Genomic DNA, 20,237 nt, shown 5'->3' on the forward strand with positions numbered 1-20,237 from the left:
GCATGCTCCTCACTGCGCGGGGCGCGCTGCGGCGCCGACGGGCATGTCCCCCAGCCTACGGATCCCGAGACGGATGGCAGCGCTCATGGCGTCGGACATCCCGGTATCCGTCACGCCTGCGAGCAGGTCGTCCAGGGCATCCGGATGCCGGCCCTGCGTCACCAGCCAGGCGGCGACGGCGCCCGCCGGCGCGGAGGCGTCGTCACCCGCCAGGATCGCGTGGGCGAGGACGGGCAGGATCCGCTCGCGCAGCTTGCGCTCGCCGTCGGCGGAGATCTGTGCGAGCTCGTGCCGGATGCGGGGATTCGCGAACCGGGTCCGGGTCGCGGCGATCGACTCCTCGATCTCGCCGGCCGCCAGCACGCAGCTCGGACCGGCGACCCGCCAGTACGCCTCGACGGCGTCGTGGATGGCGGGGTCGGCGAACGCCGCAGCGACATCCCGGTGCCCGGCGAGGATGCCCCGGTAGGCGAGCAGCGAGTGCGCGCCGTTGAGGATGCGCAGCTTGCGCTGCTCGAAGGGCGCGAGATCGGCTGCCAGTCGCGCGCCGGCGCCCTGCCAGTCAGGTGCGGGGCCCGCGAAGCCGTGCTCGATGACCCACTCCGAGAACGGCTCGGCGACCACGGCTGCCTCATCGCGGATGCCGGTGGCCTGCTCGACCTCGTCGATGTCCTGCGGGCGGGTGCGCGGCGTGATCCGGTCGACCATTGACGAGCGGAACGCCACGTTCTCATCGATCCAGCGGGGCAGGGCGGCGTCCACCTCGGCGGCCGCGGCCAGCACCACTCGGCGGGCGACCTCGCCATTGCCGGCGAGGTTGTCGCAGCTGATCACGGTCAGCTGCCCGGCGCCGGCGCGGCGGCGGGCATCCAGCCCGACGGCGAGGCGCACGGGCGCTGTCGCGAGTGGTGCATCGGTTCCGGCGTGGACCTGGCGCAGATCGGCGGCGACCTGCGGGTCGGTGAGATCGAGATGCCCGAGGCGGTCGGTGCGATAGCCGGACTCAGTGACGGTCATCGTCACGACGTGCGTGCGCGGATGCTCCAGCACGCTCAGCCACGCGGTGCGGCTCGCCCCGTCATGGGCGGACCGGATGCTGCGGACCAGGGTGAAGGCGTCACCGTCGGCGCCACGGGTGACGAGCGTGTACCGGCATCCGGTCTTCTGCAGGAGGTGCGCCTGGTCGGGGCTGCGCCCGGTGAAGGCGACGATGCCCCAGGGGGTGCCATCGTGCGGAGCCCGGTGCGTGTACCAGGCCTGGTGTGCGCGGTGGAAGGCGCCGACGCCCATGTGCACGACTGTCGGTCCGTCATCGCACGGTTCATCCGGCACTGCCGGCCCCCTCTCGAGACGGAACGATCGCGCCTCTGAAGTAATCCTAGTGGCAAGCGGTTGCCAAACGGTTGCACATCCGAGTAGCGTGCATCAGGACGACCGGCCGAGGCCGACGCGACGCACGACCCAGAAGGACCACATGCGCAACCTCAGGATGCATCCAGACCGGCTGCTGCCCGCCGACCCCGCCGTGCGCGAGATCGCCCGCGGACTCTATCGACGGGTCGCCGATGCGCCGATCTGCTCCCCGCACGGACACGTGCCGGCCCAGATGCTCGCCGCGGACCAGCCCTTCGCATCGCCGACCGAGCTGCTGCTCACCGGCGACCACTACGTCACCAGAGTGCTGCACGGCGCCGGGGTCTCGCTCGGGGGAGTGCAGGCGCCGGCGGGGCTGCCGCCGATCGACCCGCGCGATGCGTGGAACGTGCTCGCGCGGCACTGGCACCTGTTCCGCGCCACGTCGGTGCAGTACTGGTTCGAGCACCAGCTCGCCGAGGTGTTCGGCATCGATCAGCGGCTGACGCCGGAGTCCGCCGACGGCATCTACGACCAGATCGCCGAGCGCCTCATCGACGACGACTACCGGCCCCGCGCTCTCTTCGAGAGGTTCGGCGTCGACGTGCTCGCGACCACCGACGATCCGGCGTCCGACCTAGCCGCGCATCGCGCTCTCGCCGCCGATCCGTCGTTCCACGGCCGCGTCCTGCCCACCTTCCGCGCCGACCGCATCATGGACTCCGCGGCGGACGGATGGCGCCCCGCACTGGACCGGCTCGAGGCATCCGCCGACATCCCGTGCACCACGTATGCGGGCATGCTCGAGGCGTTGCGCCAGCGCCGCGCCGCGTTCCGCGCGGCCGGCGGCACCGCCACCGACACCGGGGTGGCGGATGCGTGGGCGCTCCCGCTGCCGGCGGCGGAGGCGGAGCGCATCCACGCCGCGGGGCTGCGCGGCGAGGCGACGGATGCCGAGGGCGAGGCCTATCGCCGCGACATCCTGTACCGGCTGATGGAGATGTCCGCTGAAGACGGGATGGTGATGCAGCTGCATCCCGGCATCCATCGCAACCACCACCGGCCGACGCTGGAGCGCTTCGGCGCCGACACCGGGCACGATCTGCCGGTGCCGATGACGTACACCGAGCCGCTCCGCCGGGCGTTGAACGACTTCGGCACGGGCACCCGGCTGCGGCTGGTGCTGTTCACTGTCGACGAGACCTCGTTCTCGCGCGAGCTGGCCCCGCTCGCCGGCTTTTACCCGAGCGTGTACGTCGGCGCACCGTGGTGGTTCCTGGACACCCCCGACGCCATGGAGCGGTATCGGCGCGCGATCACCGACAGCGCGGGCTTCGAGAAGACGTCCGGGTTCATCGACGACACCAGGGCGTTCTGCTCGATCCCCGCGCGGCACGACATGGCCCGGCGCGTGGATGCCGGCTACCTGGCGTCGCTGGTGGCCACGCACCGCCTCGACGAGGAGGACGCGTCGCAGATCGCGGACGACCTCGTGCGTCGCGTGCCCTACGACACGTTCCGGATTCCCGTCGACGCTGCTTCGGGTCGCGATACTCGTCGCTCCGACGCCCCGGATCTGACGTATTCTGCGACCTGAACGAAGGGGAGGCCGCGGATGCCGCAGGCGGGGACGCTCCTGGTCGGCGCCGCCGTCCGCACCGTGGCCGTGCCGCGCGGCACGGCGATGTCCGGCTACGCCGCCCGCATCGCAGGCAGCACCGGGACCCACGACCCGCTCACCGTCCGCGCCCTGGTGATCGACCGGATCGCCCTGGTCGCCGTGGACTGCTGCGTGCTGCACGAGGACACCTGCGCCGCCGCCCGATCCGCTGCGGTCACCGGAGGCGACGTGGACGAGCTCGTGGTGCACGCGACGCACACGCACTCCGGACCCTGCATCGGGGCGGGCCGCGCCGGCGCGGACGACGCGCGCGTGCGCGCCGCAGTCACGGCGGCGATCCCGCAGGTGATCGCCGAGGCCGCCGCGCAGCGGGCGCCGTGCGCGGTGTGGTTCGCCGAGGCGTTCGGCGCGGGCGTCGCGCGGAATCGCCGGCACCCGGAGCGCCGCATCGACCCGCCGGTGCAGGCGATCGGCTTCGAACACGACGGCCGCCGGGTCGCCACGCTCGTGACCTACGCATGCCACCCGGTGGTGCTGGATTCGCCGAACACACTCATCAGCGCCGACTTCGTCGGCCCGCTGCGCGACCGGATCGAGCAGACGTTCCCGGGCAGCGTGTGCGTCTATGCGACCGGCGCCGCGGGTGATGTGAACCCGGGCGACTTCAGCCCGGAGTCCTCATACGTGCCGGGCGCTGCAGGGCGCGGCTTCACCGACGCGGAGCGCATCGGGAGCATCCTGGCCGACGCCGTGCTCGACGCGACCGATCGCCGGATCGAGGCCCAGGATGCGGCGGTCGCGACCGCCGCGGTCACGCTCGACCTGCAGCCCGACGTCGACGTCGCGGCCGACGTGCGCGCATGGCAGGATGAACTCGCCCGTGGCACCGCCCGCGCGGCGCTGCTCGAGGAATGGCTGCGGTGGGCAGAGCACCGCCCGCACGGCGCCCACTGGGACGGACGTGTGTCGGTCATCGCGGTCGGTGCGCTGCGCATCGTGTGCCTGCCCTGTGAGCCCTTCCTGGCGGCATCCGAACGTCTGCGCGCCGCATACGACGGACCCGTCCTCGTGCTCGGGTACTGCGACGGCGTCGCCGGCTATCTGCCCGATGAGGACGAGTACGAGCACGGCGGGTATGAAGCCGCTGACGCGCACCGCTACTACGGGATGCCGGCGCCCTTCGCGCGCGGCTCGCTGGAGCGCGTGATCGCGGCGGCGGAACCGCTGCTGTCCTGAGCCGCAGCGTCCCGGCGAGCACGGATCGAGGTCGGGTATCCCCGCGGCATCCGTTCGTCGGCTTCCGCGCTGATCGAGGCTGATCCGGTCCGTCTGCGATCCGGCGCGGATCGCAGACGGGTCGAACGTCTGGCGCCGATCGCCCGAGCAGCCGGCCGCCAAGCGGTTCGATGTCCCTGCATCCGCGCGCTACGGCAGTAGCGCGAACCCGGACTCGTACCGTGTCTTCCCGAGTGCGGCCATGATGATCTGCAGGAAGCCCATCGCCTCGAGTTCGCGTGCACGCGTCAGCGGACCGACGTCGACCGCGCGCATTCCCGACGCCTCGATGAGCGCCGCGACTCGCATCTTCGCATCGGCATAGTCGCCGGCGTAGAGAACAGTCGTCGGGGTCGTTCCGTTCGTGCCGCTGGCGAGCGTGTCGCCGAGGTTGACGTTGAACGCCTTCACGACCGCTGCGCCCTCGGGGAGCATCTTCGCGAGCTCGGCGGCGGTCGAAGAGTCGGCCGGCGACCTCAGCTCGTCGTAGGTCGAGAAGTCGATCGGGTTGCTGATGTCGATGATGACCTTCCGAGCGAGTTGATCCCGGTACTGCTCGAGGATGCCGGTGTACGCACTGTACGGAACGGCGAGCACCACGAGGTCGCCGGTGAGCTCGTCGCCCATGACGCCGTAGTCGAGTCCGGGGCGCGCCGCCGACATGCTGGTCGGGCTGCGCTTGACGATCTGGACGTGGGCGCCGGCGCGCGTCGCGACCTCGGCGATCGCCCCGCTCATCTTGCCGCTGCCGATGATGCTGATCGAGGTCATGCGTACTGCACCTTCCTGAACCGGCCGAGCGCCTGCTCGGCCACCTTCTGCGCGTCGTAGTCGAACACCGCTCCTCGGCGGAAGTCGCGGCCGACGCGGATGTCGGCGTCGCGCTTCATGAGGTCGGCGAACTCGTACTGCGCGTCGAACATCGCCCCTGCGCGACGGGAGCCGTTCTGCAGGATCGCTGTGCGCTGCATGCGGACGGCGGTGTACCGGCGGAACGCCTCTGGGATGTCGCCGACGTCGTCGGCCGCCGCGAGGAATGTGGCGAGGGCCATGCTGTCCTCGATCGCCTGGTTCACACCCTGCCCCTGGTGCGGCAGCATCGTGTGCGCGGCGTCGCCGAGCAGCGTGATCGGCCCCCGCGACCAGTTCGTGAGGGGCTCGTGGTCGAACAGCCCCCACCAGAACGTCTTCTCGATCTGCGAGATGAAGTTCTGCAGCCGGGGATCCCAGCTCTCGCCGGCGAACTCGGCGGCGAGCTCGCCGACCTCGGCCGGACCCGACCACGGCCCGTTCAGCGGACGGTCGCTCGGGACGCCGGCGACGAAGTTGAAGAGCCTGCGCTGCTGCAGCGGATAGCACATGAAGTGCCGGCTGTCCCCCATCCACACCTGGCTGATCATCGGCCAGTCCGCGGGCAGGCGGGAGGCGTCCATCACTCCGCGGTACACGATGTACCCCGAGTACACGGGCTCCGGATGCTGGTCGACGGCCCTGCGCACGACCGAGTGGATGCCGTCCGCGCCGATGACGGCGTCGAAGACCTCCTCCGTGCCGCCCTCGAACTCCAGACGCGCTCCGGCGTCGACGGTCTCCACCGACGCCAGACGGTGGCCGAGCCGGACCGTGTCGGGGTCGACCTCGTCGGCCAGGGCTCCGATGAGATCGGGCCGGTACATCCCGATGTTCTGGTACTGCTTCGCTGTGTCCTCCCAGGCGGCGTCGGTGACCATGCGGCCCATTGCATCCAGGTAGACGCCGTGGCCGTCGGGGACCGCGCCGAGGCTGCGGATCCGATCCAACACCCCGAGCCGCTCGAGGACGCGCGCGGCATTCGGAGCGACCGTGACGCCCGCGCCCACTTCTCCGAGCCTGCTCGCCTGCTCGAACACGGTGACCTGGACTCCCGCGATCTTCGTTAGGGCGATGGCGGCGGTGAGTCCGCCCATCCCCCCGCCGATGATCGCGATCCTGGTGTTACGACTCAGCATTGATTCTCCTTGACTGAACTGCGCACGCCGTGCGTGCCTTACCGGGTTCCTGCGAGCGCACCGGCGGTGGTCTGGGGCTCGAAGATCGTGGCCCCCGTCGCCTGCTCGGCCTCATGGTCCGGTCCGAGCGGAATTCCGGAGCGATCGCGTAGGCACAGCGTGGCTCCCGCGCCCAGCAGGGTGGCGATGAGGAGATATGCCGACACGGCGGCGACGGTGCCGGTGGCGCCCAGCAGCATCTGCGCGATCATGGGGGCGAACGCCCCGCCGAGCACCGCGCCGATCGCGTACGTGATCGAGACGCCCGAGAAGCGGATGGATGCCGGGAAGATCTCCGCGTACCAGGCGGCCAGCGGCCCGTACGTGAGTCCCAGGCCGGTGGAGATCAGGAGCAGTGCGATGTAGAGCCCCGGCAGCCCGGCGGTGTCCACGAGCCAGAAGACCGGGAACACGATGACGGCCTGCAGCCCGAAGCCGATGAGGAAGGTGTTCCGGCGGCCGATCACGTCGGCGAGGTAACCGGCGAGCAGCGTCGAGAAGAACCAGACCGTGGCGGCGAAGACCGCCGCCACGAGGACCGAGGTGGTGTCCAGGTGCTGCACGCTGATCGCGTAGTTGTTGAGGAAGCCACCCGTGGTCATGTAGCCCAGAGTGCCGTTGCCCACGAACACGAGGGCGGCGAGGACGACGAGGTTCCAGTGACGCTTGAACAGCGTGACGATCGGCAGGCTCGCCTGCTTGCCGCGCTCAGCGATCTCCGCGAACACCGGGCTCTCCGAGACGGAGCGGCGGATGACGAAGCCGACGACGATGAGTACGACGCTCAGCAGGAACGGCACCCGCCAGCCCCACTGCAGGAACGCCTCCCCGGGCGAGATGACGCCGGTCATCAATGCGGTCATGCCCGAAGCCAGCAGGAAGCCGAGGGGGACGCCGAGCTGGGGCCACGCACCGGCGCGGCCACGACGGTCCGACGGGGCGTGCTCGACGGCCATCAGGACCGCGCCGCCCCACTCGCCGCCGGCGGACAGGCCCTGCAGGATGCGGAGCAGGAGCAGCAGGATCGGCGCGGCGATGCCGATCTGGGCGTACGTGGGCAGCACGCCGATCAGGGTCGTCGCCGTGCCCATCAGCACGAGGGTGGCGACCAGCATCGCGCGCCGTCCGATCACGTCGCCGAAGTGACCGGCGAGGAAGGCGCCGAGCGGTCGGAACAGGAACGAGATGCCGACGGTGGCGAACGAGAGCAGGAGCGCGATGTCCTTGCCTGCGGGCTGGAAGAAGAGCTGGGCGAACACCAGACCGGCGCTCGTCGCGTAGATGAAGAAGTCGTACCACTCGATGGTGGTGCCGATGATCGTCGCGAAGGCGATCCGGCGCTGAGAGGTGACTGCGGCAGTCGAGGCGGTCATGAGCATCCCTAACGTCATTGTTCTGCCCTCCATGAAGAGGGCCGGGGGAATCGGGTCCTCTCATCGTCGGACACTCATGTCTGTGTGTAAATCACGGTTATCCGCGGATATAGTTCGAGTGAATCGAAGAAGCGATGGTGAGACGGGAGTGCTCATGGCCGATGTGAGCCTGCGGCAGCTGGAGCTCTTCTCCGCACTGCCGAACTTCGGCACCCTGAGCGCGGCAGCGGCTCATCTGCACATCTCGGAGTCCGCGCTGTCCCAGGCGATCACGAGTCTCGAGAAGGCCGTGGGCGAGCAGCTGTGCGTGCGGCGCAAGGCGCGTGGGCTGACTCTGACACCGACCGGCCAGCAGTTCGCCGAGCAGGCCCGCAAGATCATCGCCGACACCCAGGAGCTGGTGCTGGGCGTCGGGAAGGGGCGGGAGCTGCGCGGTCCGGTGAAGCTGGGCTGCTACTCGAGCTTCGCCACCCACGTCGTCCCCGAGCTTCTGGAGGGCTTCCCGAAACGGTATCCGGGAGTCGAGCTCGAGATCATGGTCGGCACAAACGAAGAGCTGCTCGCGGCCCTGGAGGCCGGACGCCTCGACGTGGCGCTCATCTTCGATGTCTCGTTGCCGGTCGGCTACCGGCGTCGCAGGATCTACCCGACCGAGCTGCAGGTGCACCTGCCTCCCGACCATCCGCTGGCGTCGGCGGAGTCCATCGATCTCGCGGATCTCGCCGACCAGCCGTGCATCCTCTACGACGTCGCCCCTGGCACGCGCAACGTGACGGACGCTTTCGCCGCCCGGGGCCTCGAGCCGCGGATCGTGGCGAAGGCCACGCAGCTCACCCTCGTCGACGCGCTCGTCGGACGCGGCCTGGGATACGCGCTGCTGATGTCGCGGCCGAACACCCTCCCGATGAGCACCGAGGGGCGTCCACTCGTGATCCGGCCCCTCGATCCACCGGTCACCCGGTCGCACGTCGTGGGACTCTGGCCGGCGGACATGACCCTGACACCGCGCGCGTCGGCAGTGCTCGACTTCGCTGTGGAGAAGTTCGGAGGAGCAGGATGACTCGACGGAGGCCCGAACTGCCACCGACCACGGGCGTGGTCTGGTCGAGCAGCATCCTCGATGCCGTGATCGCGGGGGCGATCGCCGGTGGGCTCGGCGTCGGACTCACCGGCGTGCTCATGCTGCTCGGCGGATTGAGCGGGGCGGGCGCTTCGATGAACGCAGCCGGGCTCCGCCTGCTTCTCATCGCAGCGGTGACCGTCGCCGTCTTCCTGGTGCTGCTCGGACCGGCGTTCACCGCGGCGCATCTCGCGCGGATGCGGATGTACGACGGCGCGGCGGCGGGATCCGCTGAGCTGCGCAATGCCGTCGAGTTCCGCGGGCAGGCCACAGCCACGCCCCTCTTCCCGCTGCAGGTGAGCCTGTTCTGCGTCGCCGGATTCGCCGCGACCATGGCGATCGTCTGCGGAGTGCTGTGGTCGCAGGCGCCCGTCTTCCCGGTGCTGGCCCTCGGAGGCATCGCCCTCGTCATCGTCCTCCTGCTCGCAGTGCTGGTAGCACGCGCCCTCACCCGTGGACGGATCGCTGCGCAGGTCGCGGGGCTGCCGAAGGGTGCCGGCGGCGTGCACGGCCCTGCCACGGTGTACCTGCCGGATGACAAGGCCAGTCGCAACAGGCTGGCCGAACGCGACCGTCGGCTGCGCACGCCGCTGGACCGGGCGTCGCGCGCCGCGGTGTGGTGCCTGGTCGCTGCGCTCGTCATCACAGGCGCGGCTGGAGCGCTTCGCGACACGATCGGGGGAGTGCCGCTGACTGTCGCCTGGCTGCTCCTGGCCGTCTGCGTGGCGACGCTGCTCGTCCTGCACGCCGCTCGCTGGGTGCAGCTCAGCCGACTGCCGCAGCGGCTGCGCGGCCCGTCGCCGACCGACGCCGAGAAGGAGCGCGGGCGCTCCCTCACGATCGATCTGCGCAGGCAGGCGGTTGCGACGATGGCGGCGTGGACTCTCGTCGCGCTCTTCGCGGCGGGCGTCGCGGGCCCCGGCATCCTCATCCTCTGGCTGCTGGGAATGCTTCTGCTGGTCTGGCTGCGGACGCGGCTGGAGCGCATCGGACCCGCCCTGCGCGAGGAGTTCGGCTACGACGTGCCCATGGAGATCCCGACCGGCGATGCCGGCACCGGCCTGAACTGACCGGCATCCGCGAGGATCATTGCCCTGCCGCCGGTGGTGCAGGACGATGTAATCGGACCTGAGTGAGGGAGAGACCATGCAACTGGGAATGATCGGACTGGGCCGGATGGGCGCCAACATCGTGCGCCGCCTGATGCGCGACGGCCACGACTGCGTCGTCTACGACGTCAGCCCCGACGCGGTCTCCGCGCTCGCCGCGGAGGGTGCGACCGGAGCATCCGATCTCGCCGACTTCGCGTCGAAGCTGCAGACGCCGCGCGTGGTCTGGCTGATGGTGCCCGCCTCGCTCACCGGCAAGGTCGTCGACGACATCGCCGCCGTGCTCGAGCCCGGCGACATCATCATCGACGGCGGCAACTCGAACTACCGCGACGACGTGCGCCGCGCCAAGGCGCTGCGCGAGCGCGGTATCGAATACGTGGATGCCGGAACGAGCGGCGGCGTCTTCGGGCTGGAGCGCGGCTACTGCCTGATGGTCGGGGGCACCGACACCGCGGTGAACCACATCGAGCCGCTGCTGAAGACGATCGCCCCGGGTGCCGGCGAGATCGAGCGCACGCCCGGTCGCACCGGCGCGCTCGCGCCCGAGGAGCAGGGTTACCTGCACTGCGGCCCGTCGGGCGCCGGGCACTTCGTGAAGATGGTGCACAACGGCATCGAATACGGCATCATGGCCGCGCTCGCCGAGGGGCTCAACCTGCTCGAGAACGCGGATGCCGGGGTGCGCGAGGCCGAGCACTCGGCCGAAGTGGCTCCGTTGGAGGAGCCGGAGTTCTACCAGTTCCCCATCGACACCGGGAAGGTCGCCGAGCTGTGGCGGCGAGGATCGGTGGTCTCGTCATGGCTGCTCGACCTGACCGCCGCAGCGCTGAACGAGAACCCCACGTTGACCGGTCTCGCCGGGCGCGTGTCCGACTCGGGAGAGGGCCGCTGGACGGTCAAGGCCGCCGTCGACGTGGGCGTGCCCGTGCCGGTGCTCGCCGCCTCTCTGTTCGAGCGGTTCGCCTCACGCGACGAGGATCACTTCGCGAACCAGGTGCTCTCCGCGATGCGCCTGCAGTTCGGCGGCCACCAGGAGCTGCCCGCAGGCGACGTGCTCGAGGCGGGCGGCCGGAAGTCCGATTCGCCCGGCAACTGAGCGAGCGGCGCGTTCCGGCCCGGACGCTGAGTGGGCGGGGCGTTCTGGCCCGGACGCTGAGTGGGCGGGGCGTTCCCACCCGGATCCTGAGCGAGCGCAGCGAGACGAAGGGCGTTGTCGTGGCACCCGTCGTCACTTCGACTCGCCGCGCTCACTCGGAGCGGCGCTCGTCGCCGCGCCCCGTGCTCGAGGCCGGTGGCCCCGGGAGCCGCAAAGCCCGTCTCGCCTGTCTTGCAGGTGGCGGATGAATCTGCGACTGGCGGGCGACGCGCCTGTGGCCAGTCCGCCGACTGCAGAATCGTCCGCCGGACGCAAGGAGTCGGGCGGTGGGAACTCGGTTGCGGGACTCAGTCGCGGGGAATCAGGAGCCGGGCCCGGGGCTCACGATTCTCGGAGCACGATGTCGACGGTCGTCGCCCCACGCAGAAGCGCGACCTGTTCGGCCTCGTTCTGCAGAAGCATCCTGGTTCGCTGAGTCGGCGCCGAGAACGGAGTGACCGTCAGCGTGAGCCTTTCGCCCCTCTTTCGCGGACGCCAGACACCGACGATCTCACCGTCGACCAGCAGCGTCCCCGGATCGCCGACGGTCTTCCAGACTTCGCGCTGATGCGCGGGATCCACCAGCGTGCCGCGATCGCGGGCCTGCGTGTATGGATCACGCGGAGGCAGCAGCCGCACGCCTTCGGGCATGGACGCGGCGCGCAGCGTGTCGACATCGGCAGCCAGCATCCACGTGCGTCGACCGGTGTCGATCTCGACGAGCTCATCCGTGAGCAGGTCCCACCACGGCGCGACATCGCCGGCGCGCACGCCGAGCCAGGCTGCGAAGTCCGCACGCGTGGACGGGCCGTAGCAGTGCAGATAGCGGCGCAGCAGTTCGGCGCGGGCTCGTTCCGGCTCGACTGCGGGGAGCGGGCGCCCGAGCCACTCCTCGACCAGCACGAACGGCGCCCGTTCACCGTCGCGTGGCGCGAAGCAGATTCTCCCGCGCAGCATGAGGATGCGCAGGCAGAAGTGCGCGACCGCTTCGCCGACGGGCTGGCCCGCAGCGTGCGGGCCCCCGCGCTCCCAGACCTCCTTCTGTGCGGGCGTGAGGTCTGAGGCCGTCCGCTGCGCGAGAGCCGCGCCGAGTTCATCGATCGCGAGCCGACGTCCGGCGAGGACCTCGTCGAGATGAGAGTCGACCCGGTCGACCGCCTGCGTGACGGTGAGACCGAGATCGTCGGCCGACGGCCCGACGCCCAGGACGAACCGGCGCAGCGCGGCTTCGGTCGTCGGGAGCACTCCGGCGGTGAACGTCGCCGCATCCGCGGTGGGGAAGAAGAACGGCGCGCCGCGCATGGCCCAGGTCTGCAGCATCGAGCGGTCGTCGATCGCAGCATCCAGACTCCGCGGTGTGACGGACTGCACGCGCGCGTTCAGAGCGAGCAGCGCCGAACCAGGCGGGCTGTTCTGCACGCCGCACGCGGCGGCCGCCTGGAGCAGGCGCCCCTCTCCGAGGCGTTCCGCCAGGTGATGCGCACCCAGCCGGAACGCGACGATCTCGTCCCGCGCAGCCTTCACGTGCCTCACGCTACCGCGGCCGCCAAGGCACTCGGATCCTGAGCGAGCGGAGCGAACGCCGTGCTGAGCGAGCGCAGCGAGACGAAGTGACGAAGGGCGCCCTTCGTCTCGTCGCTGCGCTCCTCGCTCAGGGGGCGGCGGGCCCGAGCCTCCGCCCGTCCCATAGGGTGTTCCGGGACAGGAGGTCGAAATGATCGCGACGGAGTTCCCCCGCGACCTGCTCATGACCGGAGTGATCTTCGGGATGGCGGCGTTCATCTGGGCGGGCTGGGCGCAGGAGCGTCCGCCGAAGCAGGTGATCTGGCGGGTGCTGCTCGGAGTGATCGGTCTCGGCGGTCTCGCGCTCGTGGGCCTGAGCCTGCCCGCCGCGATCCGCAACTGGAACGGCCCGACCGCGATCGAGGTCGGCGGGCCGGCCTTCATCGCCTACGTCGTGGTGTTCTGGGTCGAGGTGATCGTCATGATCGTGCTGTCGATCATCGCGGCGCGACGCAAGCGCTCCGACCTGATCGCCCCGCTGATCCTCGCCGTGGTCGGCATCCACTTCGTGCCGCTGGCCTGGGTGTTCGCGCAGCCGGTCTACGTGATCGCCGGCGTCCTGGTCACGATCGTGGCCGCGTTCGCCACGCGACCGTCGCTGAAGATCGCGGCGCGCAGCTTCTGGTGCGGCATCCTCGGCGGGCCGATCCTGCTGATCACCGGCGCGATCTGCACCGGGATGGGGGCCGCGGCGCTGAGCTGACGGGCGTCCTTCGTCTCGCTTCGCTCGCTCAGGAGCCGGGGCGTTCCCGCGTGGTGAGGGAGCATCCTTCGTCTCGCTTCGCTCGCTCAGGAGCCGGGGCGTTCCCGCGTGCTGAGCGGGCGTCCTTCGTCTCGCTTCGCTCGCTCAGGAGCCGGGGCGTTCCCGCGTGGTGAGGAGCGTCCTTCGTCTCGCTTCGCTCGTTCAGGAGCCGGGGCGTCCCGCGCGGTGAGCGGGCGTCCTTCGTCTCGCTTCGCTCGCTCAGGAGCCGGGGCCTCCCTGGGGCTACTCGCCCGGGAGAGGGTTGCGCAGCGGCATCCGCTCCGGCTCGGGCTGCGCCGCAGGCGTGGCATCCGGGTGGGCAGGAAGCTCCCGCGCGACCTGCTTCTCGAGCACCTGCACGGCTTGCTCCGAGAGCACGATCAGCCCGTCGAGCTCTTCGCGCACGCGCTTGTACGCGACGTTGCGCTCGGCCTGCGTGGCCGACTCGTCGACGGCGACCTTCAGCAGCTGCTGCGCGCGGTCGAGGCGCTTGCGCTCGTCCTCGGTGAAGGTCGAGTTGCGCAGGCGCCGCGCCTCCTGCTCGGCGATCTCGAAGGCGACCGAGTAGTTGCCGACGGCGTCCAGATACTCGGTGACCTGCTGCTCGCTCACCTTCGCATCGGCGGATGCCGGACGAAGGGCGTCCGCCGTCTTCTTGGCCCTCAGGAACGCGGCCGTCAGCGGCTGCCGCCCGTCGCTCATGGCGGGGAAGGCGATGAGCTTCGCGACGTCGAGCTCGTAGTCCAGCCAGCGCGCGGTGATCTCATCGTGCTCGGAGAACAGCCGGGTGAGCAGTTCCGCGTGGTCCGCGGCCTCCTGCTTCTCACGCTGCCTCTTCGTCGGCACCGGAGCGGTCTGCCCGCCGCGCGCGGCGATCTGCGCGGCCTTGATCTCGCCCTTCAGCCGGAGCATCTCGAGGCGCTGCTCGTGCCGCTGCCGAGACATGACCTGCCACCGGCGCGCCATGCCACCGGCCATCCCCATGATCGGGAAGATCAGCCACCAGAATCGACCGACGAAGTCCCAGAAGTCTTGCATGATGCGTTCAGCCTATTCCTGTCGCCGCGGCCTCGGACCTGAGCGTTGCGTGAGGGTATGCGGTCAGCGTCCGGCCTCCGCACATGCCACGCACCGATCCGCGAACGGGCGCACCTCGAGTCGCGCCGCGGGGATCGGCTTTCCGCATCCGAGGCAGATGCCGTAGGTGCCGGCATCCACCCGTGCCAGTGCGTCGTCGACCTGCTGCAGCTCGTCGGCTGCGGCGTCGGCGAGCGCCGACAGTCGCGACCACTCCGACGACAGCGTCACGCCCTCGGGGTCGTGCTCGTCGTCGTCATTCGAGCTCTCGCGATCGTGCACGAGCTCCTGCAGAGCGGATGCCGCGGACTCGGCGCGCAGGGCCGCCTCGGCGCGCAGGCGCCGCAGATTCTCGCGCTGATCAGGCATCCCGTCAGCCTAGCCCCGGGTGCCGACGTCGGGTCCTACTCGAGCCACTCCGTGATGAAGCGATCGTTGGCGTGGATATGGGTCGCCTCGTAGATGCCGCCGTCGAGCACCTCGAAGCGGTGTGCGATCAGCGCGGGGACCACGAGAACCTGGCCGCCGACGCCCACCAACCGCTCGTCACCGACCGTGAACAGGGCTCTGCCATGGTGGATGACGAACGTCTCCGAATAGGGATGCCGGTGCAGTCGCGGCCCGTCGCCGGGCGAGGCGTACTCGCGGATGATGCTGACGGGCGACCCGATGAGGTGGCCCTCGATGTTCGCGTCGCGTGCGACGTCGATCGGTTGGATCGTCATGCTGTGCCTCCCGGTGCACTTCCGGCCGAGGGTACGCCGCGATCCGCTCCGGCGCGAGACCCCGTGAGATCCGCATCCCTTGACCGTGAATGGCGTTCACCGTAGGGTCGGTTGTCTGTGAACGCCGTACACAGCTGAGGAGAGCATCGACATGCCGTTCGGATACGTACTGCCGCTCGCGCTCATCGCGATCACCACGGTGCTGGCGCTGATCCGCATCCGTCGCTGGGGGAACGTGCTGTTCGCGGTGGCGCTGCCAGCCAGTGAGATCCCGCACATCCTCTTCGTCTACCTGCTGCTGATCTCGCTGCTGGCCTGGGACGAGGGCGACCTCGCCGGTGGGCCCGGGACGGTGCTGCTCATCATCGCCGTCCTCGTGCAGCTGGGTCTGCTCGCACTGCTGGTGAGCGCGCTGCGCGCGCGTCCGGTGATCGACGCGATGGTGCGCGAGCACGGCGCGGAGCCGCCGGCGAGACGACCGTTCTGGTGGCTGCGGCCGTTGATCTTCCCGCTGCCCTGGCGGCCCCGCTCGGTCATCCGCACCGGTCCGATCTTCTACGGCGACCATCCGCGACAGCGCCTCGATGTCTACCGGCCGCGGGATCCCGAGGCCTCCGGGCCCGTGCTGGTGTACTTCCACGGTGGCGGCTACGGCGGCGGCGGCAACCGAAGGGAAGGGCGAGGCCTGCTGCACCGGCTGTCCGCGCAGGGCTGGACGTGCATCAGCGCGACCTACCGGATGCGACCGGAGTTCGGCTTCGAGGAGCATCTCGCCGACGCCAGGGCGGTGCTGGCCTGGGCGCACGCCCGCGCCGACGTCCACGGCGGTGACACCGACATGGTCGCCATGGCCGGCAGCTCGGCCGGCGGACACCTGACCGCGCTCTGCGCGCTGACCCAGGATGCCGGCGATCCCGAGCGTCCGCGCGTCGACGCGGCCGTCTCGCTGTACGCCTACTACGGCCGGTACTACGGGCGAGGCGAGGATGAGGCGCAGCCTTCCACGGCGATGGCGCTGGATGCCTCGCAGGCGCCGCCGTTCTTCCTCACCCACGGCGACCACGACGACTTCGTGCCGGTCGAGGAAGCCCGTGCCCTGCGCGACCACCTCGACGCAGGGTCGCCGAACGAGGTCTGGTACGCCGAGTTGCCCGGCGGCCAGCACGGCTTCGACGCCATGCAGTCCTGGCGGTTCACGGCCGTGATCGACGGCGTCGAGGCGTTCCTCACCCGGGTGGTCGCAGCGCGGAAGGCAGCGGCGCGGTAACTGCGCAACAACGGCCGCCCAGCGCTCGCGCGGTGGCCGCGGCGCGGCGCCAGCCGCACAATCTCGGAGATCTGCAGAATCCCGGATTCGCGGGCGCGAGACTCTCCGCGATTCGGCAGTTCTCCGCGATGTTGCCGCGCCAACCGCGGTAGCGCGCAACTGCGCAACAACGATCAAGCGCCGGATGCCGCGGAGGAGCACCATGGGGACATGAGCAGCCCCGCGGACACCTTCGCGACCTTCGTCGACCGGCTCGCCGACGCCCTGCGCGACGACGAGGCCGGTGCGATCGACGGCGCCGAGCTGGCCGCACGGGTCGGATTCTCGAGGTTCCACCTCGACCGGATCATCCGGTCGGTGGCGGGCGAGAACCCTGGGGCGTTCCGTCGCCGCATCCTGTTGGAGCGCGCCGCGTTCCGGATGCTGACGACGCGGATGCCGCTGCTCGACGTCGCCGTCGATGCGGGCTATTCGTCGCACGAGGCCTTCACCCGCGCGTTCACGCGCGAGTTCGGGGCCGCGCCGGCGCACTGGCGGCACAGCGCGGCGACGTTCCGACTGCCGGCCGGCAACGGAGTGCATTTCCATCCACCGGGGAGCATCCGGCTTCCCATGAGAGACAGGGAGAGCGAGATGGAACTTCTGGAGCGCATGACAGCGCATCACATCTGGCTGACCGGGGAGATGATCCGCGTGGCCGGCGAGCTCGGCGACGACGAACTGAACCGGCCCATCGAGATCGACGTCGACGACGACGAGCAGAGCGTCAGGTCACTCCTGGCGCGGATGGTCGGACAGTTGGCGATGTGGAACGCCGTCATGGCGGGCAGGTCGTACGACCTGTCCATCGAGCAGCATCAGTCCCTCGGCGATCTGAGGGACATCCTCGCGGTCGAAGGGCCGGCGTTCTATGAGCACGTCCGCGAGGTGACCTCCGGGGAACGTCTGGACGAGACGTTCGTCGACGCATCCGGCGACCCGGTCGAGGTGATCAGTTACGGCGGCAACCTCGCGCACATCCTCACCTTCGCCGCCTATCGGCGCACGCTGGTGCTGTTGGCGCTGAACGCCGCCGGGCACGGCGAGCTGGGCTGGGGCGACCCGCGGTTCTGGGTTGCGGAGCCCTCCGGCTGATGCCGCGGCATCCGGAGTCGCGGCATCCGGAGCTGCGGCAGCACTTCGGAGATCTGCGGGATCTCGGATGTCTGGGTGGGATACCCTCCGGGATTCTGCAGATCTCCGCGGCGCTGCCGCGCGTGCTCAGCGTGCCGGCCGTGTTCAACGGCCGCACAATCTCGGAGATCTGCAGAATTTCGGATGCCGCGGTCGCGAAGCATCCGGGATTCTGCAGAACTCCGAAATGATGCCGCGGCGCGGCGCCGGAACTCAGTTGAGGATGAGGCCGATCACCGTGGCGCCGCCGCCGACGAGGATGAGCGCGACGATGGTCACCCAGGCGGTGACGCGGATGCGGCGCTGCCGGCGCTCGCTGTAGACGGAGAGGTCTTCGGCTTCGTCATGCTTGTTCATGAGGTCCTCAGGAGACGGGCTCGGTGACGGTGGGGCCGAAGGCGGCCGGAAGCGTCGCGCGCGACCTCTCCCGCAGCTCGGCGACGGTGGCGGTGAACACGTCCTGCACCTCGAGGGCGGGCTCGCTGTCGGTGACGCCGATGCGCAGCACCGGGTAGTCGCGCCCTTCGCACAGGCCGCGGAACTTCACGTCGTCCTCTCGGGGCACGGTCACGATGACGCGGCCGGTCGACTCGGAGAACAGGGCGGATGCGGCATCCACTCCGTCGCGCTCCATCAGCTCGGTGAGCCAGACGCGCGCGCCGACGCCGAAGCGCGAGACGGCTTCGGCGAGCGAGACGGCCAGGCCGCCCTCGGACAGGTCGTGCGCCGACGAGATCAGCCACTCGTCGCGCGCGGCGGCGAGGAGCCCGGCGAGCCGGCGCTCGGCCTCGAGGTCGACCTGCGGCGGCAGGCCTCCGAGGTGGTCGTGCACGACGTCGGCCCAGGCCGAGCCGGACAGCTCGGTCGAGGTGACGCCGAGCAGGTAGATGTTCTGCCCCTCGTCCTGCCAGCCGGAAGGGATGCGGCGCGAGACGTCGTCGATGATGCCCATCACGCCTACCAGCGGGGTGGGGTGGATCGGCACGTCGCCGGTCTGGTTGTAGAACGACACGTTGCCGCCGGTGACCGGGGTGCCGAGGGCGTAGCAGCCGTCGGCGAGGCCGTCGACGGTCTGGCCGAACTGCCACATGACCTCGGGGTTCTCCGGGGAGCCGAAGTTCAGGCAGTCCGTGATCGCGGTGGGGGTCGCGCCGGTGACGGCGACGTTGCGGTACGCCTCGGCCAGTGCGATCTGCGCACCGCGGTACGGGTCGAGCTGACTGTAGCGGCCGTTCGCGTCGGTGGAGATCGCGAAGCCGAGCCCGGACTCCTCGTCGACGCGGATCATGCCCGCGTTGTCGGGGAAGGCCAGGGCGGTGTTGCCGCCGACGTAGTAGTCGTACTGGTTGGTGATCCAGCTGACGTCGGCCAGGTTCGGGCTCGCGATCAGCTGCAGGAACTGCTCGCGCAGCACGGCCGGGTCCGACGAGCGGGGCAGCTCCTCCGCGGCATCCGCCTGCAGTGCGTCGATCCACGTCGGGTAGGCGACCGGGCGGTCGTAGACCGGGCCGTCGACGGCGACGGTCGACGGGTCGACGTCGACGATGCGCTCGCCCTGCCAGTCGATGATGAGGCGGCCGTCTCCGGTGACCTCGCCGAGCACGCTGGTCTCGACCTCCCACTTGTTCACGACGGCCATGAAGGCGTCGAGCTTCTCGGGGGCGACGATCGCCATCATGCGCTCCTGCGACTCCGACATGAGGATCTCCTCAGCGGTCAGGGTGGGGTCGCGCAGCAGCACGTTGTCGAGCGAGACGTGCATGCCGGAATTGCCGTTGGCGGCCAGCTCGCTGGTCGCGCAGGAGATACCGGCCGCGCCGAGGTCCTGGATGGCCTCGACCAGCTCGTCGCGGTACAGCTCGAGGCAGCACTCGATGAGCACCTTCTCGGCGAACGGGTCGCCGACCTGCACGGCCGGCCGCTTGGTGGGACCACCGTCGTCGAAGGAGTCGGATGCCAGGATGCTGGCACCGCCGATGCCGTCGCCGCCCGTGCGGGCGCCGAACAGGACGACCTTGTTGCCCGTGCCAGTGGCGTTGGCGAGCTTGAGGTCCTCGTGGCGCAGGACGCCGACTGCGAGGGCGTTGACCAGCGGGTTGGCCTGGTAGACGGAGTCGAACACGGTCTCGCCGCCGATGTTCGGCAGACCGAGGCAGTTGCCGTAGAAGCTGATGCCGGCGGTGACGCCGTGCACCACCCGGGCGGTGTCGGGGTGGTCGATGGCGCCGAAGCGCAGCGCGTCCATGACGGCCACGGGGCGGGCGCCCATCGAGATGATGTCGCGCACGATGCCGCCGACGCCGGTCGCGGCGCCCTGGAACGGCTCGATGTAGCTGGGGTGGTTGTGCGACTCGGCCTTGAAGGTGACGGCCCAGCCCTCGCCGACGTCGACGACACCGGCGTTCTGGCCCATGCCGACCATGAGCCGCTCCTTCATCTCGTCGGAGACCTTCTGGCCGAAGCGGCGCAGGTAGTTCTTCGACGACTTGTACGAGCAGTGCTCCGACCACATCACCGAGTACATGGCCAGCTCGCCCGAGGTGGGGCGGCGGCCGAGGATCTCGCGGATGCGGGCGTACTCGTCGTCCTTGAGGCCGAGCGCCGCGTAGGGCTGCTCCTTCTCGGGGGTCGCGAGGGCGTTCTCGACGGAGTCGGGGATGTGTGTGGTGGTCAC

General features: G+C 70.1%; 18 protein-coding genes. 8 read left to right on the plus strand and 10 right to left on the minus strand.

Annotation, left to right across the window (positions count from 1 at the left end; genetic code table 11):
- Positions 1-9 precede the first annotated feature (9 nt).
- A complete protein-coding gene (locus ACFVDO_RS14240; RefSeq protein ID WP_378856315.1) occupies positions 10-1,332 on the minus strand; it encodes a mannitol dehydrogenase family protein in 1,323 nt (440 codons plus the stop codon).
- 142 nt (positions 1,333-1,474) lie between these two features.
- On the opposite strand from ACFVDO_RS14240, the gene uxaC reads away from it, so the two are divergent.
- Both uxaC and ACFVDO_RS14250 read left to right on the plus strand, forming a co-directional pair.
- The gene (uxaC, locus tag ACFVDO_RS14245; RefSeq protein ID WP_378856317.1) at positions 1,475-2,950 is read left to right on the plus strand and encodes a glucuronate isomerase; all 1,476 of its coding nucleotides are present in this window, start codon (positions 1,475-1,477) and stop codon (positions 2,948-2,950) included.
- Positions 2,951-2,968: 18 nt separating this feature from the next.
- A complete protein-coding gene (locus ACFVDO_RS14250) occupies positions 2,969-4,210 on the plus strand; it encodes a hypothetical protein (protein WP_378856319.1) in 1,242 nt (413 codons plus the stop codon).
- Between the two features lie 189 nt (positions 4,211-4,399).
- Here the strand turns inward: ACFVDO_RS14250 and ACFVDO_RS14255 are convergent, their stop codons facing one another.
- Genes ACFVDO_RS14255 through ACFVDO_RS14265 form a run of 3 tightly spaced genes read right to left on the minus strand, consistent with a single transcriptional unit; the run spans position 4,400 to position 7,649 of the window.
- Complete coding sequence (locus ACFVDO_RS14255) at positions 4,400-5,020, minus strand: NADPH-dependent F420 reductase (RefSeq protein WP_378856321.1); 621 nt, start codon at positions 5,018-5,020, stop codon at positions 4,400-4,402.
- On the minus strand, positions 5,017-6,237 hold the full coding sequence (locus ACFVDO_RS14260; RefSeq protein WP_378856323.1) for an FAD-dependent monooxygenase: 1,221 nt from the start codon (positions 6,235-6,237) through the stop codon (positions 5,017-5,019). The genes ACFVDO_RS14255 and ACFVDO_RS14260 overlap by 4 nt, the downstream gene beginning before the upstream one ends.
- A 38-nt stretch (positions 6,238-6,275) precedes the next feature.
- On the minus strand, positions 6,276-7,649 hold the full coding sequence (locus ACFVDO_RS14265; protein WP_378856325.1) for an MFS transporter: 1,374 nt from the start codon (positions 7,647-7,649) through the stop codon (positions 6,276-6,278).
- A gap of 154 nt (positions 7,650-7,803) precedes the next feature.
- Here ACFVDO_RS14265 and ACFVDO_RS14270 point away from each other — a divergent pair, with 154 nt between their 5' ends.
- From ACFVDO_RS14270 to gnd, 3 genes are all read left to right on the plus strand, one after another.
- Positions 7,804-8,709: a LysR family transcriptional regulator gene (locus ACFVDO_RS14270; protein WP_378856328.1), complete on the plus strand. Its 906-nt coding sequence runs from the start codon at positions 7,804-7,806 to the stop codon at positions 8,707-8,709.
- Positions 8,706-9,839: a hypothetical protein gene (locus ACFVDO_RS14275; RefSeq protein WP_378856329.1), complete on the plus strand. Its 1,134-nt coding sequence runs from the start codon at positions 8,706-8,708 to the stop codon at positions 9,837-9,839. Before ACFVDO_RS14270 ends, ACFVDO_RS14275 begins: the two co-directional genes overlap by 4 nt.
- A gap of 76 nt (positions 9,840-9,915) precedes the next feature.
- On the plus strand, positions 9,916-10,977 hold the full coding sequence (gene gnd / locus ACFVDO_RS14280; RefSeq protein WP_378856331.1) for a phosphogluconate dehydrogenase (NAD(+)-dependent, decarboxylating): 1,062 nt from the start codon (positions 9,916-9,918) through the stop codon (positions 10,975-10,977).
- A 381-nt stretch (positions 10,978-11,358) separates the two neighbouring features.
- Here gnd and ACFVDO_RS14285 read toward each other — a convergent pair whose 3' ends face one another.
- Positions 11,359-12,540 carry a winged helix DNA-binding domain-containing protein gene (locus tag ACFVDO_RS14285; protein WP_378856333.1) on the minus strand — a complete coding sequence of 394 codons (1,182 nt, stop codon included), beginning with the start codon at positions 12,538-12,540 and terminating at the stop codon, positions 11,359-11,361.
- 190 nt (positions 12,541-12,730) lie between these two features.
- Between ACFVDO_RS14285 and ACFVDO_RS14290 the strand changes: the two genes are divergently transcribed.
- The gene (locus ACFVDO_RS14290) at positions 12,731-13,282 is read left to right on the plus strand and encodes a hypothetical protein (RefSeq protein WP_378856335.1); all 552 of its coding nucleotides are present in this window, start codon (positions 12,731-12,733) and stop codon (positions 13,280-13,282) included.
- Positions 13,283-13,564: 282 nt separating this feature from the next.
- On the opposite strand, the gene ACFVDO_RS14295 is transcribed toward ACFVDO_RS14290, so the two are convergent.
- The 3 genes from ACFVDO_RS14295 to ACFVDO_RS14305 form a co-directional block, all read right to left on the minus strand.
- Positions 13,565-14,359: a hypothetical protein gene (locus ACFVDO_RS14295; protein ID WP_378856337.1), complete on the minus strand. Its 795-nt coding sequence runs from the start codon at positions 14,357-14,359 to the stop codon at positions 13,565-13,567.
- Positions 14,360-14,422: 63 nt separating this feature from the next.
- Entirely contained in the window at positions 14,423-14,767 is a 345-nt protein-coding gene (locus ACFVDO_RS14300; RefSeq protein WP_378856339.1) for a TraR/DksA family transcriptional regulator, read from the minus strand.
- A 35-nt stretch (positions 14,768-14,802) separates the two neighbouring features.
- Complete coding sequence (locus ACFVDO_RS14305) at positions 14,803-15,123, minus strand: cupin domain-containing protein (RefSeq protein ID WP_378856341.1); 321 nt, start codon at positions 15,121-15,123, stop codon at positions 14,803-14,805.
- A gap of 151 nt (positions 15,124-15,274) precedes the next feature.
- On the opposite strand from ACFVDO_RS14305, the gene ACFVDO_RS14310 reads away from it, so the two are divergent.
- Both ACFVDO_RS14310 and ACFVDO_RS14315 read left to right on the plus strand, forming a co-directional pair.
- Complete coding sequence (locus ACFVDO_RS14310) at positions 15,275-16,390, plus strand: alpha/beta hydrolase (protein ID WP_378856343.1); 1,116 nt, start codon at positions 15,275-15,277, stop codon at positions 16,388-16,390.
- A gap of 210 nt (positions 16,391-16,600) precedes the next feature.
- Positions 16,601-17,524, plus strand: coding sequence for a helix-turn-helix domain-containing protein (locus ACFVDO_RS14315; RefSeq protein WP_378856345.1), 924 nt, complete (start codon positions 16,601-16,603; stop codon positions 17,522-17,524).
- Positions 17,525-17,776: 252 nt separating this feature from the next.
- Here ACFVDO_RS14315 and ACFVDO_RS14320 read toward each other — a convergent pair whose 3' ends face one another.
- Together ACFVDO_RS14320 and purL are read right to left on the minus strand one after the other, a co-directional pair.
- Positions 17,777-17,920 (minus strand): hypothetical protein, encoded by a 144-nt coding sequence (locus ACFVDO_RS14320; protein WP_378856347.1) that lies wholly within the window; start codon positions 17,918-17,920, stop codon positions 17,777-17,779.
- Positions 17,921-17,927: 7 nt separating this feature from the next.
- Positions 17,928-20,237 (minus strand): phosphoribosylformylglycinamidine synthase subunit PurL, encoded by a 2,310-nt coding sequence (purL, locus tag ACFVDO_RS14325; protein WP_378856349.1) that lies wholly within the window; start codon positions 20,235-20,237, stop codon positions 17,928-17,930.

It is taken from the genome of Microbacterium sp. NPDC057741 (assembly GCF_042798735.1).
Lineage (GTDB): Bacteria > Actinomycetota > Actinomycetes > Actinomycetales > Microbacteriaceae > Microbacterium.

Excerpts from the sequence above, each read along its gene's own strand:
- uxaC (WP_378856317.1), top strand. The coding sequence starts at position 1,475 with ATGCGCAACCTCAGGATGCATCCAGACCGGCTGCTGCCCGCCGACCCC.
- ACFVDO_RS14250 (WP_378856319.1), top strand. The coding sequence starts at position 2,969 with ATGCCGCAGGCGGGGACGCTCCTGGTCGGCGCCGCCGTCCGCACCGTG.
- ACFVDO_RS14255 (WP_378856321.1), bottom strand. The coding sequence starts at position 5,020 with ATGACCTCGATCAGCATCATCGGCAGCGGCAAGATGAGCGGGGCGATC.
- ACFVDO_RS14260 (WP_378856323.1), bottom strand. The coding sequence starts at position 6,237 with ATGCTGAGTCGTAACACCAGGATCGCGATCATCGGCGGGGGGATGGGC.
- ACFVDO_RS14265 (WP_378856325.1), bottom strand. The coding sequence starts at position 7,649 with ATGACCGCCTCGACTGCCGCAGTCACCTCTCAGCGCCGGATCGCCTTC.
- ACFVDO_RS14270 (WP_378856328.1), top strand. The coding sequence starts at position 7,804 with ATGGCCGATGTGAGCCTGCGGCAGCTGGAGCTCTTCTCCGCACTGCCG.
- ACFVDO_RS14275 (WP_378856329.1), top strand. The coding sequence starts at position 8,706 with ATGACTCGACGGAGGCCCGAACTGCCACCGACCACGGGCGTGGTCTGG.
- gnd (WP_378856331.1), top strand. The coding sequence starts at position 9,916 with ATGCAACTGGGAATGATCGGACTGGGCCGGATGGGCGCCAACATCGTG.
- ACFVDO_RS14290 (WP_378856335.1), top strand. The coding sequence starts at position 12,731 with ATGATCGCGACGGAGTTCCCCCGCGACCTGCTCATGACCGGAGTGATC.
- ACFVDO_RS14295 (WP_378856337.1), bottom strand. The coding sequence starts at position 14,359 with ATGCAAGACTTCTGGGACTTCGTCGGTCGATTCTGGTGGCTGATCTTC.
- ACFVDO_RS14300 (WP_378856339.1), bottom strand. The coding sequence starts at position 14,767 with ATGCCTGATCAGCGCGAGAATCTGCGGCGCCTGCGCGCCGAGGCGGCC.
- ACFVDO_RS14305 (WP_378856341.1), bottom strand. The coding sequence starts at position 15,123 with ATGACGATCCAACCGATCGACGTCGCACGCGACGCGAACATCGAGGGC.
- ACFVDO_RS14310 (WP_378856343.1), top strand. The coding sequence starts at position 15,275 with ATGCCGTTCGGATACGTACTGCCGCTCGCGCTCATCGCGATCACCACG.
- ACFVDO_RS14315 (WP_378856345.1), top strand. The coding sequence starts at position 16,601 with ATGAGCAGCCCCGCGGACACCTTCGCGACCTTCGTCGACCGGCTCGCC.
- ACFVDO_RS14320 (WP_378856347.1), bottom strand. The coding sequence starts at position 17,920 with ATGAACAAGCATGACGAAGCCGAAGACCTCTCCGTCTACAGCGAGCGC.